The organism is Nocardia citri, assembly GCF_054065835.1.
In genome coordinates this window covers 111,219-126,382 of the sequence record NZ_JBSUQM010000014.1, presented here as the reverse complement: position 1 = coordinate 126,382, position 15,164 = coordinate 111,219, and the positions used below count along the sequence as shown (strand labels likewise).

The 15,164-nt window shown below is 65.9% G+C and carries 19 protein-coding genes; 10 read left to right on the top strand and 9 right to left on the bottom strand.

Annotated features, from left to right (window positions below; translation table 11 throughout):
• Positions 1 to 147 precede the first annotated feature (147 nt).
• Both ACW2Q0_RS20050 and ACW2Q0_RS20045 read right to left on the bottom strand, forming a co-directional pair.
• Entirely contained in the window at positions 148 to 876 is a 729-nt protein-coding gene (locus ACW2Q0_RS20050; protein ID WP_457192306.1) for a DUF3159 domain-containing protein, read from the bottom strand.
• A 3-nt stretch (positions 877 to 879) separates the two neighbouring features.
• Complete coding sequence (locus tag ACW2Q0_RS20045; protein WP_457192304.1) at positions 880 to 1,257, bottom strand: OB-fold nucleic acid binding domain-containing protein; 378 nt, start codon at positions 1,255 to 1,257, stop codon at positions 880 to 882.
• Positions 1,258 to 1,387: 130 nt separating this feature from the next.
• Between ACW2Q0_RS20045 and ACW2Q0_RS20040 the strand changes: the two genes are divergently transcribed.
• The gene (locus ACW2Q0_RS20040; RefSeq protein ID WP_457192302.1) at positions 1,388 to 2,104 is read left to right on the top strand and encodes an alpha/beta fold hydrolase; all 717 of its coding nucleotides are present in this window, start codon (positions 1,388 to 1,390) and stop codon (positions 2,102 to 2,104) included.
• Positions 2,105 to 2,106: 2 nt separating this feature from the next.
• Here the strand turns inward: ACW2Q0_RS20040 and ACW2Q0_RS20035 are convergent, their stop codons facing one another.
• Positions 2,107 to 2,910: a DUF3710 domain-containing protein gene (locus ACW2Q0_RS20035; RefSeq protein WP_457192356.1), complete on the bottom strand. Its 804-nt coding sequence runs from the start codon at positions 2,908 to 2,910 to the stop codon at positions 2,107 to 2,109.
• 226 nt (positions 2,911 to 3,136) lie between these two features.
• Positions 3,137 to 3,634, bottom strand: coding sequence for a dUTP diphosphatase (dut, locus tag ACW2Q0_RS20030; RefSeq protein WP_457192300.1), 498 nt, complete (start codon positions 3,632 to 3,634; stop codon positions 3,137 to 3,139).
• Positions 3,635 to 3,793: 159 nt separating this feature from the next.
• Between dut and ACW2Q0_RS20025 the strand changes: the two genes are divergently transcribed.
• Positions 3,794 to 4,273, top strand: a complete 480-nt coding sequence (locus ACW2Q0_RS20025) for a DUF3093 domain-containing protein (protein ID WP_457192354.1) — start codon at positions 3,794 to 3,796, stop codon at positions 4,271 to 4,273.
• A gap of 64 nt (positions 4,274 to 4,337) precedes the next feature.
• On the opposite strand, the gene ACW2Q0_RS20020 is transcribed toward ACW2Q0_RS20025, so the two are convergent.
• The gene (locus ACW2Q0_RS20020; protein ID WP_040692543.1) at positions 4,338 to 4,640 is read right to left on the bottom strand and encodes a DUF4193 domain-containing protein; all 303 of its coding nucleotides are present in this window, start codon (positions 4,638 to 4,640) and stop codon (positions 4,338 to 4,340) included.
• 418 nt (positions 4,641 to 5,058) lie between these two features.
• On the opposite strand from ACW2Q0_RS20020, the gene cei reads away from it, so the two are divergent.
• Entirely contained in the window at positions 5,059 to 5,739 is a 681-nt protein-coding gene (gene cei / locus ACW2Q0_RS20015; protein WP_457192297.1) for an envelope integrity protein Cei, read from the top strand.
• Positions 5,740 to 5,803: 64 nt separating this feature from the next.
• Here cei and ACW2Q0_RS20010 read toward each other — a convergent pair whose 3' ends face one another.
• Positions 5,804 to 6,709 (bottom strand): inositol monophosphatase family protein, encoded by a 906-nt coding sequence (locus ACW2Q0_RS20010; protein WP_457192295.1) that lies wholly within the window; start codon positions 6,707 to 6,709, stop codon positions 5,804 to 5,806.
• Between the two features lie 177 nt (positions 6,710 to 6,886).
• On the opposite strand from ACW2Q0_RS20010, the gene ppgK reads away from it, so the two are divergent.
• The 4 genes from ppgK to ACW2Q0_RS19990 all read left to right on the top strand — a co-directional run bounded on the left by ppgK (position 6,887) and on the right by ACW2Q0_RS19990 (position 11,632).
• Positions 6,887 to 7,645, top strand: coding sequence for a polyphosphate--glucose phosphotransferase (ppgK, locus tag ACW2Q0_RS20005; RefSeq protein WP_457192293.1), 759 nt, complete (start codon positions 6,887 to 6,889; stop codon positions 7,643 to 7,645).
• 196 nt (positions 7,646 to 7,841) lie between these two features.
• Complete coding sequence (locus ACW2Q0_RS20000; RefSeq protein ID WP_457192291.1) at positions 7,842 to 9,209, top strand: RNA polymerase sigma factor; 1,368 nt, start codon at positions 7,842 to 7,844, stop codon at positions 9,207 to 9,209.
• Positions 9,210 to 9,616: 407 nt separating this feature from the next.
• On the top strand, positions 9,617 to 10,468 hold the full coding sequence (locus ACW2Q0_RS19995) for an MHYT domain-containing protein (RefSeq protein WP_457192289.1): 852 nt from the start codon (positions 9,617 to 9,619) through the stop codon (positions 10,466 to 10,468).
• Positions 10,469 to 10,762: 294 nt separating this feature from the next.
• The gene (locus ACW2Q0_RS19990; protein ID WP_457192287.1) at positions 10,763 to 11,632 is read left to right on the top strand and encodes a rhomboid-like protein; all 870 of its coding nucleotides are present in this window, start codon (positions 10,763 to 10,765) and stop codon (positions 11,630 to 11,632) included.
• On the opposite strand, the gene ACW2Q0_RS19985 is transcribed toward ACW2Q0_RS19990, so the two are convergent.
• Positions 11,534 to 12,718, bottom strand: a complete 1,185-nt coding sequence (locus ACW2Q0_RS19985; protein ID WP_457192285.1) for a cation:proton antiporter — start codon at positions 12,716 to 12,718, stop codon at positions 11,534 to 11,536. The two genes, ACW2Q0_RS19990 and ACW2Q0_RS19985, sit on opposite strands and share 99 nt — an antisense overlap.
• Before the next feature lie 4 nt (positions 12,719 to 12,722).
• Positions 12,723 to 13,205 carry a cation:proton antiporter regulatory subunit gene (locus ACW2Q0_RS19980; protein ID WP_457192283.1) on the bottom strand — a complete coding sequence of 161 codons (483 nt, stop codon included), beginning with the start codon at positions 13,203 to 13,205 and terminating at the stop codon, positions 12,723 to 12,725.
• A gap of 217 nt (positions 13,206 to 13,422) precedes the next feature.
• Here ACW2Q0_RS19980 and ACW2Q0_RS19975 point away from each other — a divergent pair, with 217 nt between their 5' ends.
• Both ACW2Q0_RS19975 and ACW2Q0_RS19970 read left to right on the top strand, forming a co-directional pair.
• The gene (locus tag ACW2Q0_RS19975) at positions 13,423 to 13,728 is read left to right on the top strand and encodes a hypothetical protein (RefSeq protein ID WP_457192281.1); all 306 of its coding nucleotides are present in this window, start codon (positions 13,423 to 13,425) and stop codon (positions 13,726 to 13,728) included.
• A gap of 12 nt (positions 13,729 to 13,740) precedes the next feature.
• Positions 13,741 to 14,055 (top strand): histidine kinase, encoded by a 315-nt coding sequence (locus tag ACW2Q0_RS19970; RefSeq protein ID WP_457192279.1) that lies wholly within the window; start codon positions 13,741 to 13,743, stop codon positions 14,053 to 14,055.
• Between the two features lie 243 nt (positions 14,056 to 14,298).
• Here ACW2Q0_RS19970 and ACW2Q0_RS19965 read toward each other — a convergent pair whose 3' ends face one another.
• A complete protein-coding gene (locus ACW2Q0_RS19965; protein WP_457192277.1) occupies positions 14,299 to 14,673 on the bottom strand; it encodes a DUF952 domain-containing protein in 375 nt (124 codons plus the stop codon).
• Between the two features lie 273 nt (positions 14,674 to 14,946).
• On the opposite strand from ACW2Q0_RS19965, the gene ACW2Q0_RS19960 reads away from it, so the two are divergent.
• Positions 14,947 to 15,141: a DUF7455 domain-containing protein gene (locus tag ACW2Q0_RS19960; RefSeq protein ID WP_433526366.1), complete on the top strand. Its 195-nt coding sequence runs from the start codon at positions 14,947 to 14,949 to the stop codon at positions 15,139 to 15,141.
• The last annotated feature ends 23 nt before the right edge of the window (positions 15,142 to 15,164 follow it).

The following is a 15,164-nucleotide window of genomic DNA, read 5'->3' as shown; positions in this document are numbered from 1 at the left end:
CCGAGTCCTTTCTCGCCGATCGTGCTTTTTGCTTGCACTGATCGTCTGACGAACTCGATTGCCCAACCAGGCACCCCAGGGTGGGTACTCACCCACCTCCGGCGGCGATTCGTTAACACCCCGACGAAGAATCGAGGCGCGAAATTCCTAGGCCGTTGGGGCGGGCGTCCCCCGGCGCGCCGGCAGATGTCCAGCCCGGCGCACCGCCCACACGGTGACAGCCAGCGCCACCGCGGTGAGCGGCCAACCCATCGCGATGCGCGCGAAGGCCAGCCACCCGGTGCGATCGGTGTCGTAGAGCTGTGACTGCACCAGATAGCGTGCGCCGAAGACGACCACCCAGGTGGCGGTCGCGAGGTCGTAGAGGCGCACGACGCGGCGGTCGGACCGCCATTCGGTGCCGTGGCCGTTGAGCACGCCCCAAATGACGCCCACCAGTGGCCAGCGCACCAGGATCGATACCAGGAACACCCCGGCGTACACCAGGCTGGTGTAGATGCCGAACAGGAAGAAGCCCTTCGCCTCACCCATCCGGTAGGCGATGAACGCGCAGATGCCCACCCCGAGGAAGCCGGAGATCGCGGGTTGGATGGGGCTGCGCCGCACCAGCCGCCACACCAGAATCGTGGCGGCAACGCCGAGCGCCGACCAGATCGCCGCGGTCAGCCCGGCAAAGGTGTTCACGGGCACGAAGACCAGCACCGGTAGGGTCGAGTAGATCAGGCCGCTGAAGCCGCCCAACTGTTCGAGCAGGGTTTGTTCGGCCTCTTCGGTTTCCGCGTCGACAGCGCGATCTACGACGCCGGACGGGCCCGCGTCGATCGGCTCACGGCGTCCGGTGTGGATCTCGGCGGCGTTCTCGTTGCTCGATGGCATACGTCAGCTGTTCTCACGCAATTCGTAGTAGGGGTTGTAGATCACCTTACGACCATCCCGGTCACCTACTCGACCGCGGACGAGGATCCGGCGTCCCGGCTCGATACCGGGAATGCGTCGGCGGCCGATCCACACCAGACTGATGGCATCGGTGCCGTCGAAGAATTCTGCCTGAACACTGGCACCGACGGACTTCGGACACGCCTCGACACTGCGTAGTCGGCCGAGCATGGTGGCCTCGTCACCGCGCTGACAGTCCGAGGCCCGGCAGGCACCCGACGCATCGACCGATTCGGCGAGCTCCTCGGCGTCCAACTGATCGATATCCTCGGTCAGCCTGCGGCCCAGACGGCGAAAATAACCTGAGGCGGCGGATGACATCTAACGCTCTCCTGCGTCGAGCATGACGACGTGGGTCACACGCCATCGTGGTTGTTCCGGTAACGACCGGCTGTTGGCCGTATACCCGCCACTGTAGATGTGCAACCCTCACCCCGCTACGCTCGGACCGGTGTTCGACTCCCCACATTTCGCGCCCGACCGCGGCGGCCGCGCCCCGATCGCCGTGGCGTTGCCAGGAACCGGATCGGATGCCGACTTCGCCCGTCGTGCCTTCGGACCGGCTTGTGCGGCACGTGGAATCGAATTCATCGCCGTCGAACCCGATCCGCGCGGCGTGGTTGCCAGCTACTGGGCCGCGCTCGACGCCGCCGCCCAGCGCGGGCCGGTCCTGGTCACGGGGATCTCTCTCGGCGCGGCGGTCGCGCTCGAATGGGTGGCTGAACATCCCGAGGCGACAACCGGCGTAGTGGCGGCGCTACCGGCATGGACCGGACCAGATACCGCCGCCTGCCCCGCCGCGCTCAGCGCCGCCGCCACCGCGGCCCAGTTGCGTGCGGACGGGCTCGACGCGGTCGTGGCACGGATGCGCGCGAGCAGCCCGCGCTGGCTCGCCGACGCGCTCACCCAGTCATGGCATTCGCAATGGCCGCGGCTGCCCGAGGCCCTGCAGGAGGCCGCCGACTACAAGTGGCCCGATGCCGAACGACTCGGCGCCGTCGAGGTGCCCGTCGCGATCGTCACCGCCGTCGACGATCCGGTGCATCCGCTCTCGGTCGCCGAGGAATGGGCCGAGCTGATCCCGCGCACCGAGCTGATCCGGATCAGCCTCGATGAACTCGGCGCGGATCCCGCGATTCTCGGAGCCGCGGGCCTCGCGGCGTTCTAGGCCTAGTTGAGCCCGAGTTGCTGCATGGCGGAGCCGTCCGCACCGCGACGCGGTTCATTCGGCATGGGCGGCGGGATCAGCGGCTGCGGTGTGGGCTGGACAGCGGCCTGCTGTGCGGCCATTGCCTGCTGCTGGGCCTGCACCTGCGCCTGATGCGCGGCGGCCAGCTGCTCGGCCAGCTCCGGTGGCAGTACGACGGCCAGCGGCTCGCGCACCGGCATCGGATCGTCGCCGCGCCGAATCACGGTCTCGGTCAGGATCGCCCGCGCGGCCCGCACCAGCGGACTGCCGTCATCGGCGGCACCCTGCGGACCCGCGGCCACCAGCCGCACCATCCAGCGCGGACCGTCCACCCCGATGAAGCGCAGATCCGCGCCCTCGGTGATGGCGAGCAGCTCCCGGCCCCACGGTCCGGTCTCCACCGCGACCCTGGCGCCGTCCTTGCGTAGCGATTCGGCGAGATCCGATGCCACCGAACGCCATTGCCCCGCCGACTTGGGCGCGGCATAGGCCGCGACGGTGATCCGACCGTTTTCGGTCGCCAAGTGCACCGCCTGCGGCGTGCCGTCCGGGGTCATCTCGACCTGCACTTGGCCACCCGGTGGCACCGGCAGGATCACCGAACCCAGATCCAGGCGCTGATCGGAGACATTGTCCAGCAGCTCGGCCACCTCGGCGTAGTCGTACGGGCCGGATTTGGGCATCTGCGCGACATCGTCATCGTCATCGTCATCGTCGTAGTCGTCGTCATCGTCGTACTCGGGTTCGTCGTCGTAGTGCGCGGCGATGTAATCGGCTGCGACGATCGGATTCTCGTCGGTGACCGGGTCGATGATGGGATTCTCGTCGGTGACCGGATCGATGATGGGATTCTCGTCGGTGACCGGATCGATGATGGGATTCTCGTCGGTGATCGGCTCATCGTCGTAATCCGCGTCGCCGTAGGTCCCGTACGCACCGTATTCGTCGTCGTAGTGGTCCTCGGCGTATTCGTCACGTCCGCCGGACTTGCGTCTCTTCCCGAACATTTCGTCATGCCTCCTTGCCGAGAGTGCCCGCCTCGTCGGCCGATGCGGCCAGACTCGCGTGGCCACCGCTCGACCCGTAGCCGCCCGCGCCCCGCGTGGTGTCGTCGAGGACGTCGACCTCCACGAAATCGACCAATTCCACCCGTTGCACCAGCAACTGCGCGATCCGATCGCCGCGGCGCAATTCGATCGGGGTGCGCGGATCGTGATTGATCAGGCACACCTTGATTTCGCCCCGATAGCCCGCATCGACGGTACCCGGCGTATTCACCACGGACAGACCGGTTTTCGCGGCCAGTCCGGACCGGGGGTGGATCAGCCCAACCGTGCCGACCGGCAATGCGACCGCGACGCCGGTGCCGACCAGCACTCGCTCCCCCGGTTCGATGATGACGTCCTCCGTAGTGCACAGGTCCACGCCCGCGTCGCCGTGGTGGGCACGCGTTGGCACGGGGATGCCGGGATCAAGCCGCAGCAGAGGTATGGGTGGAAGGGCGCTCATGACTGCGCCTCGCTGACGCTCGGCTCCATCATGACCGTCCAGGCGGCTGTGTTGAATAATCGCTCGCTCCGCTCCCTCACATTGCCCGAGCCTACGCGTACGCCCTCGACCTCAGTGAATTAGTGTTGAGTCGTGTCGGACCAGCCCAAGCCAGTGACGATGGACGAACAGCAGCGAAGCTTCGAGCCCTACCGAGAGCGCCTGTGGGTGCCACTGTGGTGGTGGCCGATCGCATTCGCCATCGCCGGGTTGCTGGCCGCCGAAATCCATATGGGCGCGCCTGGTCTACGCGCCTGGTTGCCCTACGCGTTGCTGTTTCCGGTGCCCGTGTGGGTGCTGTTGTGGCTCAGCCGCCATCGGGTGGAGGTCGCCCAGGATGGCTCCGGCATCCGCGAACTCCGGGCCGATCGCGCGCATCTGCCGATGAATTTCGTGGCCAGATCGGCCACGGTGGCCCCGACCGCCAAGAGCGCGGCCCTGGGCCGCCAACTCGACCCCGCCGCCTATGTCCAACATCGGCCATGGGTGGGGCCGATGGTGCTGCTTGTACTCGATGATCCGGACGATCCGACGCCGTACTGGTTGATCAGTACGCGACGGCCGGACCGGGTCTTGGCCGCGCTTGGCATACCTGGCTGAAGCCGGGCGTGCCGAGCGCGGGCTGACCGTTGATCCCGGCTGGAGATCAGATCTCCGCCGGAGATCAGGCTGCACAGTCCATGCAGATCAGCTGACCGCCACTCTCACTGGCCAGCCTGCTCCGGTGATGGACCAGGAAACAGCTGGAACAGGTGAACTCGTCGGCCTGCTTCGGGATCACCCGAACTGTCAGGACCTCCTCGGACAAGTCCGCGCCGGGAAGCTCGAACGACTCCGCGGTATCGGATTCGTCGATATCCACGACGGCGGACTGTGCCTCGTTGCGACGAGCCTTCAGCTCCTCCAGCGAATCTTCCGACACTTCGTCGGATTCAGTGCGCCTCGGTGCGTCATAGTCGGTTGCCATGTCGTCTTCCCCTCGTCCTTACTCCGTATATCCCGGACCGGGCCACTCATTCCGATTCGCTCGAAATCGGAATAACCAGCACCGCCCCGCCGGTGGTGCACGTCACACGTACACCGGTCCCCTATCAGGGCGGATCACGCGACCCACCTTCGATAGCGCTCGGTAAACGCAGGACATGCCCTTCTTGTTCCCGCGACCGACCACCGTTTTGGGCTGCGGTGATTCGATCTGGGCCGCCAGACAATAGCGGACGCCACGGCAAAAGTCGCAATCAAAACACAGATGATTCGAAATTGAGGGGTAATCGACACCAAGCGTGAACTCGCCGAGACCTTACGCACTGGTTTTTAACCCACCCCGGTCGGCTTCGCCGCCACGCCACCTCCCAGTCCCGGAAACACTTTCGTAGAGTGTGCACGTGGTTTCACTCATCACCGAAGGCAGTTCAACGGATCGAACGGGTCAACCCTTCGCCCGGCGACGCAACCAGCCATGGTTGATCTTGGTCGGCGTCCTACTCCTGATCTGCACCGTGGTGTGGATCAAGGCCCTGACCACCGAGGACAGCAGCGGAACCGCGATGGCATGCAATTCGCCGAGTCCGGCCACCGATGCGAAATCGCCGCAGCCTGCCCCGATGGGTCAGCGGGTCGGCCAGTCGCGGTTGACCGATGTCGAACCGGCGCCGCTGGCCTCGTCGAAGGTCCGTGTGCTGAACGCGAACAACAAGAGCGGTCAGGCCTCGCACATCGCATCGGCGCTCGGTGATCTGGGCTTCGCGAGCGCGCCTGGGCAGCAGTTCGGTAACGATACGGTCTACGTCAACGGTGACCTGAACTGCACCGGTCAGATCCGCTTCGGGGTGAACGGGCGACCGGCCGCCGCGTCGGTCCAGCTGGTCGCGCCGTGCGCCGAGCTGATCGAGGATCAGCGCAACGACGACACCGTAGACCTGGTGCTCGGTTCGGTATTCGGCGAATCGCTGCGGCCGAGCCCGGATGCCGAGGAAGTGCTGAAATCGCTGAAGAATCCGGCGCCGGGCGGATCCCCGTCCATCGACCCCAAACTGCTGTCCGCGGCGCGCACCGCGCGCTGCTGATCTCCCGAAACCCGACCTTCATCGCCCCGGTGTGCCGCTTCGGCAGATCGGGGCGATCCGTTATTCACGCGTCCGGAATCGCGGCGGTCGCACCGACCCGTTCGAACAGTTCGGTCAATTCGTTCGCAACGCCCGGTGCGGTGGCAAGGACCAATTCACCCGCCGCGCCCGGGCTGATCGCCTCGGGCAATCGCAGCTGCGCACCCGCCTCGGCGGCGATCAGCGCGCCGGCCGCCCAGTCCCACGCGTTGAGTCCGTGTTCGTAGTACGCGTCGATGCGACCCTCGGCGACGAAGCACAGATCCAGAGCCGCCGCGCCGAGACGCCGGATATCGCGGATCTCCGGCAGGATCCGGGCGACCAGCTCCGCCTGCCTGGCCCTGCGCTGCCTGCCGTACGCGAATCCGGTGGCCACCAAGGCCATCGAGGCCGATCGCACCCGTGTGCAGCGCAGATGTTCCACGGTGCCGTCACCGGTCACCTTCGTTGCTCCCATCCGCACCGCGGCGCTGTAGGTCGCCGCCCGCGCGACGTCGACCACGGCACCAGCGACAGGGTGTCCGTCGCGCATCGCGGCCACCGAAATCGCGTAGCCCGGAATGCCGTACAGGAAGTTCACGGTGCCATCGATCGGGTCCACCACCCAGTGCACGGTGTCCCGGTCACCACCAGCCAAGCTGCCGCCGCCCTCCTCACCGAGGATCGGATCGCCGGGGCGCACTTCGCCGAGCAGGCGCCGGATCAGATCCTCGGACTCGGTATCGACGATGGTCACCGGATCGGTGGGGTGACCCTTGGTCTGCACGGCGCCGTCGCGCGCACCCTCCGGACCGAATACCTCGGGTCGGCGCGAGCGCACATGCGCGGCCGCGGTTTCGGCGAGTTGGACCGCGATCCGACGCAATTCGGCGACATCCTCGGATGGCGTCACGGTCGGACGGGCGGTAATTGACGCTGTGGTCTCCGGCATGCACCCATGCCATCACAGATCCTCGGCGAACGGGAACCGATGCCCGCCCATTACTCTTGTCGTGCACGACACAACGCCGTCGTCGGGCACATCACCGCATGCTCCGCGACCAGCTGGTGGTGCTCCTGTGCAGCGGCGCATTCATCACATCGGACAGCACAGGAACGAGGGAAGGTCATGTCCGCTCGGGGGCACGCATTCGGTATCGATATCGGTGGCAGCGGCGTCAAGGGCGCCGCGGTGGATCTGGCCACCGGAGCATTGGTCCATGAGCGGATCAAGATTCCGACACCGCATCCCTCGACACCGCAGGCGGTCGGCGGTGCGGTGGCCGAGCTGCTCGCCCAAGCCGATTGGGACGGCCCGGTCGGCATCACGCTGCCCGCGGTCGTGCTGGAGGGTGTCGCGCGGACGGCCGCCAATATTGATAAGGCGTGGATCGGCACCGACGCGCGGGCGCTGTTCTCCGAGGCGCTCGACGGCCGCACCGTGACCGTGCTCAACGACGCCGACGCGGCCGGCCTGGCCGAAGATCGCTACGGCGCGGCAAAGGATTTCGACGGTCTGGTGCTGCTGCTGACCTTCGGCACCGGCATCGGCTCGGCACTGCTGTTCCACGGAACGCTGGTGCCCAATACCGAACTCGGCCATCTCGAGGTCGGCGGCATGGAGACCGAACACCGCGCTGCCGCCTCGATCAAGGATCGCGACGGCCTGACCTACGAGCAGTGGGCCGCCCAGGTCAGCATCGTGCTCGCCGGCCTGGAGAATTTGTTCTGGCCGAAGGTCTTCGTCGCAGGTGGCGGCATCAGCCGCGATGCCGCGCAATGGATTCCGTTGCTCACCAACCGTACCCCGGTGATTCCCGCCCGCCTGGAGAACACCGCGGGCATCGTCGGGGCGGCCATGGCGATCGATGCGGGCATCGCACCGTAGACGCGCGGAGGGTGCGGCATTAGCCGTTGCCGGGATCGTGCCGTAGGTACCCTGGTTCGATCGTTACAATGGAACGTACTCCGGCCGCGAGCCGGAAACCCCAGACCCGGCGCTCAGCCGGTAAAACCCGACAGACCGCTCCGCCGGAACACTACTCTGGCGTGACGCCGCACGAGACCGTCACGAAAGGGCGTACGTGGTAGCCACGACCCGTCAGACCGCCGAATCGGCCGATGCCGACTCCGCAGATGTAACCGAAGCACGGCCGGTCCGCAAGGCTGCCGCGAAGAAGGCTCCGGCCAAGAAGTCCGCCGCGAAGAAGGCTCCGGCCAAGAAGGCAGCCGCAAAGGCGACCAAGGGCCCGGCCAAGAAGGCCGGACCGAAGAAGGCCGGTCCGGACGGCGAGCCCGGCGACGAGAACCTCGAGACCGAGGATCTGGATCTGGAGGATCTCGGCGATCTCGAGGTTTCCGAGGACGACCTCGCCGACGAGGCCGAGGAACTGGTCGAGGACGTCGCCGAGGAGGTCGAGGAGGGCGAGGCCGACGAACCGTCCGCCGCGGACAAGGCCTCCGGCGACTTCGTCTGGGACGAGGAGGAATCCGAGGCGCTGCGCCAGGCCCGCAAAGATGCCGAGCTCACCGCATCGGCCGACTCGGTCCGTGCCTACCTCAAGCAGATCGGCAAGGTCGCACTGCTCAACGCCGAGGAGGAGGTCGAACTCGCCAAGCGGATCGAGGCCGGCCTCTACGCGGCGGAGAAGGTGCGCGAATTCGCCGAACAGGGTGAGAAGCTGCCGGTCGCGATGCGCCGCGACTACACGTGGATCGTGCGCGACGGCAACCGTGCCAAGAACCATCTGCTGGAAGCCAACCTGCGTCTGGTGGTCTCGCTGGCCAAGCGTTACACCGGTCGCGGTATGGCATTCCTGGACCTGATCCAGGAGGGGAACCTCGGTCTGATCCGCGCGGTGGAGAAGTTCGACTACACCAAGGGCTACAAGTTCTCCACGTACGCCACCTGGTGGATCCGGCAGGCTATCACCCGCGCTATGGCCGATCAGGCCCGCACCATTCGCATCCCGGTGCATATGGTCGAGGTCATCAACAAGCTCGGCCGCATCCAGCGCGAGCTGCTCCAGGATCTGGGCCGCGAGCCCACCCCGGAGGAGCTGGCCAAGGAAATGGATATCACGCCGGAGAAGGTTCTCGAGATCCAGCAATACGCGCGTGAGCCGATCTCACTGGACCAGACCATCGGCGATGAGGGCGACAGCCAGCTCGGCGACTTCATCGAGGACTCCGAGGCCGTTGTCGCGGTGGACGCGGTGAGCTTCACGCTGCTGCAGGATCAGTTGCAGTCGGTGCTGGAGACGCTGTCCGAGCGCGAGGCCGGCGTGGTCCGGCTGCGCTTCGGCCTCACCGACGGCCAGCCGCGCACTCTTGACGAGATCGGCCAGGTGTACGGGGTCACCCGTGAGCGCATTCGGCAGATCGAGTCGAAGACCATGAGCAAGCTGCGCCACCCGAGCCGCTCGCAGGTCCTGCGCGACTATCTCGACTGAGTTCGTTCAGATCGATTTTCGAAGCGCCCGCGCCCACAGCGCGGGCGCTCTTTGCGCGTGACTGCCCTGCTTGTTACCCCATCGGCCGGCAACTCCGTCCGCATTCGATCCGCCTGCGGTCTCGCTATCGTCGAATCCGGCCGCACCCATCGGCGTTTTCCCTTGCCCTGTGCCGAATCGCTTCTGCGACAGACTCTTTCGGGCGCCTACGCACAAGCGATCACGGGGGCGGCAACCGCGACAGCGTCCTAGCCCTTCACCAATTTGTTTCCATCAAACCTAAAAGTGACCTAAATCACTTATACGGGCCCAGATTTCGCCCCCTCACCCAGCCGCGACTGTCGTATCGTGTGACCCGCTGTTGTTTCAATCGCCGAATGCTCCAGCATCGGCAGTGGGGGCGTTGCATGCTCGACATCTACCATTTCAGTTACGGTCTGCTGACCCCGCTGCTGGCCTACACCGTGTCGGTCACCGGATGCCTGCTCGGATTGCAGTGCGCCGCGCGCGCTCGCACCGGCAAGAACCGGGTCGGCTGGCTGCTCGGCGCGGCCGTCGCCATCGGCGGCACCGGCATCTGGGTCATGCATTTCATTGCGATGCTCGGCTTTTCGATCCGCGGCTCGGAGATACGATTCGACATTCCGCTCACGCTGCTCAGCGCGATCACCGCGATCGCTGTGGTCGGTATCGGGCTATTCATCGTCGTCAAACCCGAGCCGTCACTGCTCGGCCTGCTGAGCGGGGGGACGATCACCGGACTCGGCGTCGGGGCGATGCATTACATGGGCATGTACGCGCTGAAGTCGAATGCGATGATCACCTTCGATGGGCTCCGCGTCGGGCTGTCGCTGGTCATCGCGGTGGCCGCGGCCACGGTTGCGCTCTGGTTCACGTTGCGGGTCAAGGGATTTGTGGCAACCGTCGGTGCCGGACTGATCATGGGCATTGCGGTCAGCGGTATGCACTACACCGGAATGTCGGCGATGCACGCGCACACCGGAGATACCCATACCCCCGAAGGGGCCGGTGCCATGGATCTGATCGGACCGCTGATCGTGGTGGTCAGTGTGGTGACCATGCTCCTGCTCATCAGCGTCAGCCTGACCGAGATCGAGCGCAATATCGAACTGCCGCCGCTGCGCATCACGCCGCGCGCCACACTCGATCCGCTACCGCCGCTGCCGCCGGTGGAGTCGGAGACGATGCCGCCCCCGACCGAGTACTGGCCAACGCGCACCGAGGTACCTCGTCCCTGAACCAACGAAATCCGCCTGCGACAGGCTCTGACTGGGCGCGATGCAGACTCGGGCCTGGTCGGCCAGAGTAGTGCGCCAGTCGCGGCCCGCGCGCACCGTCGTAGGCCGATCATTGCCGGATGTGAATCGACGGTACGTCGTAATGACCAGGTCAGGTGAACCAGGACACAGACCTGGCGGGTCTGCGGACAGAAGCGCTGGGAACCGGCAGACTTGTGCATTGTGGTTGCCCCCACTTTGCGCCGAATACGCTCGCCCTGGACGCAGACCGTCGACCTCGGTGACGAGCTCCGCGTGGTCTGGTCGTGGGTGCGTCGACCTCGGTTACTGTGCCGATTACTGCCCGAACTGCGCCAGCACCTGTCCGGTGCACCGGCCAGCACGGCCTATGCGTTCACCTTGTTCGTGACCTGGTGGACGCTGCGCGGGGTCGGCGATTCGGTGGAGCGCAGGCTGATCTTCTCGGCCTCCACCAACCTCTACAACATGCAGCACAATCCGATCCAGGTGCTGGTGGCGTCGGCGTTCTGGACCCAGGGACAATTTCCCTGGGTCACCATCGCGGAGATCCTGGTGATCATGGGCTTCGCCGAACGCTGGCTCGGCACCAGTCGCTGGATTTTACTGTTCGCGACCGGCCACATCGGCGCGACGCTGCTCACCGTCACCACGATCGACCACGGCATCGACCGCCACGTCATCCCGGTGCGCGTGCAGTATGCGGCCGATGTCGGCACCAGCTACGGGTTCACCGCGGTTTTGGCGGCCATGGCCTTCCACTTCCGCGGTGTGGTCCGCGTGTTGTGGGCAGGTGTCATCGTCGCGGTCCTGGCCTCGGCGCTATTGATCGGACCGACCTTCACCGACTACGGGCATATGTGCGCGGCCGTGATCGGTTTGGCGGTCGGATTCGTCGCGTCGACCTTCTGGCGGCGCATCGAACGCCTACGTGCCGAACGCGAGACGGCTTCCGCTGCGCCGACACCGGCGACGAATCCGCTTGCGACGCTTCCGATTCCCGCGGCCGACGCCGACGCTGGGCCGAGTTCTGTTGCACCGCGGCCGCTATCCACTGCTGACGGCGGGTCTGAAGCGACGCTGCACGATGGCGCTGATCGGTTCGACGACGCGGGCCGCGATCGGGCCGAGCACCGCCATCAGTAGCACATAGGCCGAGGCGAGCGCGGCGATTTCGCGGTCTACCGCACCGATGCTCACCGCCAAACCCGCGATGACAACCGAGAATTCTCCGCGCGCGACCAATGCCGCGCCCGCGCGCGCCCGTCCCATCCGGCGGATGCCCTGCCGACTCGCCGCCCACCAGCCGGTCGCGACCTTGGTCAGCGTGGTGACCACGGCGAGCAGGATCGCCCAGCCGAGCACGGGCGGAATGGCACTGGGATCGGTGTTGAACCCGAAGGCCACGAAGAATATGGCCGCGAATAGATCCCGAATCGGTTCCAGCAGTTTCGTCGCCTCATGGGCGGTCGAACCGGAGATCGCGATGCCGAGCAGGAATGCGCCGACGGCAGCCGAAACATTCAGCGCCGACGCCAGCCCGGCGACCAGCAGCGCCGCGCCGAGCAGCTTCAACAGGAATACCTCGCGGTCAGCGCTGTCCACGATCGCCGAGACGTACCGGCCGTACCGCAACGCGACGACCAGCACGATGGTGACGGAGGCCAGGGCCAGACCGACCACGGTCAGCCCGGCCAGGAAGCTGGTACCGGCCAGGATCGCGGTGAGGATCGGCAGATATATCGCCATCGCGAGATCCTCGAAGACCAGAATCGACAAGACCACCGGAGTTTCCCGGTTGCCGAGGCGCCCGAGGTCGTTGAGCACCTTGGCGACAATGCCCGAGGATGAGATGTAGGTGACCCCGGCCAGGGTGATGGCTCCGGTCATCCCCCAGCCCAGCAACAGGCCGACCGCCGCGCCGGGCGTCGCGTTCGCGACGATATCGACCACGCCCGCGGCCCAGGAGCGCCGCAGTCCGGTTACCAATTCGACCGCGGTGTACTCGAGGCCGAGCAATAGCAACAGCAGCACCACACCGATTTCGCCTGCGATATGGCCGAATTCGTTCGCGGCGCCCAGTTCGATGAATCCGCCCTGGCCGAAGGCCAGCCCGCCGAGCAGGTACAGCGGAATCGGGGACATACCAAATCGTGCCGCCACTCTTCCGAGCATGCCTAGGGCGAATAACACCGCCCCGAGCTCGACGAGGGCGAGCGCGGTTTCGTTCACGCTCTCACCCGTGCGTCAGGATCTTCGCGGCCGCGTCCAGACCGTCGGGAGTGCCGACGACGACGAGTATGTCATCGGCGGTGAAGGTGAAATCCGGTCCCGGCGAGGGATGCAACTGCCCGGCGCGCATCACCGCGACGATGGAAGCCTTGGTGCGCGTGCGCATCCCGGTCTCGCCGAGGGTGCGGCCCTCATACGGCGAATCCTCGCCGATGGGTAGCTGGCGGGTGGTGATCCCGGGTAGGTCGCGGTGATCCTCGCGTAACTTCGCCACCAGCTGCGGCGAGCCGAGCAGATTGGCGAGCACCGCGGCCTCGTCGGGAGTCAGCGGCACTTGGGCGGCACAGGAATCCGGGTCATCGGCTTTGGAGACGATCAGATCTATGCCGCCGTCGCGGTGATCGACCACACCGATCCGGCGGCCCGATCGTAGCTGGAAGTCTTTGCGTACCCCGATCCCGGGTAGGGCGGTGACATCGACATTCACACCTATACCCTAACCGGCAAAAAGGGCTAACCACCCATCAGGCCCACGAGACTCATTCCTTCGGCGGACCCGGGACGCCGGGGTATGTGCTGTGATGAGTCGATGCGGCGCAGGACGCGCTGGGCGTCGTCTTCGCGTTCGCACTCGGCGCCGCGCTCTATCTGAGCGGCCTGTCCGAGATGGCCGGTGACCTGAGTCGCCATCCGTCGCTATCGGGGTGCTCGCGCTGATCTGTGTGGCGACCTTCCTGCGGCGTGGTATGCCGGTGTCGGCGCTCGGTATCGGGTTGATCCCGTTTGCCATCGATTTCGCACTCGGTCCGACGGTGCCGGTCTGGCTCATCCACTCGGATCTCATCTATGCAGGCGGGCTCTATGCCGCGCCCGCGCGCGCACGCTTTCTGGTCGGGGTATGCGGGACGGTCTCGGCCGCACTGACCATGCTCGCACTGCTGCTCGGCGACTGGCGGGTCGCGGTGGTCACCATCGCCGCGCTGTTCGCCTTCGTCGCGACACCGCTGTGATGGGCGCTGTCGGTGCGCGGGCACAAGGAGATTGCCGAGGCCGAACGCAAACGCGCACAGGCGATGACGTTGGTCGCCGAATTGGATCGGCGCACCGCCATCGCCGACGGACGCAGGACGATGTCGCGCGATCTGCACGATGTGATCGCGGGACACCTGTCCGCCATCGCCATCCAGTCCGAAGCGGTGCTCGGCGTGCTGGGCCGGCAGGAAACCGATCCCACTGTCGCCGGGATCATTTCGTCGATCCGGTCCAATAGTGTCAGCGCGCTGCAGGAGATACGCACCATGATCGGTCTGCTGCCGCGACGACGACGCCGAGGATGATGTCGCCGCACCGCGCAAACTGGCCCAGCTGCCGATTCTCATCGATGCGGCCCGAGCGGCCGGAATCACCGTGCGCGTACGAGATTCGCGGAACGGGACGGCACTACCGAGCGCGGTCGACCAGGCCGCATATCGCATCGTCCAGCCAGTCGAAATCCACGTCTCGCGGGTGCTCACCAAAGTCGGTGTGGGGTCTCGGGTTCAGGCCGCCATCGCGGCGCGCGAGGCCAGAGACCGATAGGTTCACGACTCCGGAAAGTTCGGGTCGAGCGCGGCGAAAGCGCCGTCCGGACCGGGCTGATACTCGACCACAGCCGTGACCGCGCCGACCGGCAGCGGACCGTACAGATGTGGGAACAGCATCGATTCGGGATCGGTGGGCACGCCCGGTTCCCATTTCACCGGTGCGCCGACACGCGCCGGATCAATGCGCAGCAGCACCATATCGCGCCGTCCGGCGAATAGTCGGTTGGCGGGCAGATGCGCCTGCTGCGGCGTGGAGAGATGGATGAACCCGATCTCCTCGAACGATTCCGGGCGGTACTCGCCGGTTTGCCGCGCGGTCAGCCAATCGGCGAGCCTGCAAATGTGAACGAGAGTGTGAGTGTCATGGATCACGGGTAATCTCCCGGTAGACAACTGGATAGGCCTGTTCGTGATCGTGGTCGAGTGGAGTTCGATACATGACCAGTGATGTTCGCCAGTAGCGAAATCCCAGGTCGTGTTACCGAAAACACACTGAATCACTTCCGGGAACAAAGCCCCCGTCCCGAACGTCTGACAGAGTAGTCATACCCCTGCTGGGAAGTAGCGGTAGCGAGCCCGCGGAGTGACCACGGGCCCCACACCAGGTGAACGGACTGTAGTGCCGGGAGCCAGGACGGAGGAGTCATGCCAGGAACCCTGACAAGCACCCCACTGACCGCGGTCGATCGTTGCGACCGCTGCGGTGCTGCCGCACGAGTTCGTGCCGTATTGCCCGCAGGTGGCGAGTTGCTCTTCTGCCAGCACCACGCGAATGAACATATGGATCGCTTGCGTGAGCTCGAAGCCGTGATAGATACGGAATCGGCTCCCACGCTCTGAACCTTTCTCGCGTCCCGACACAA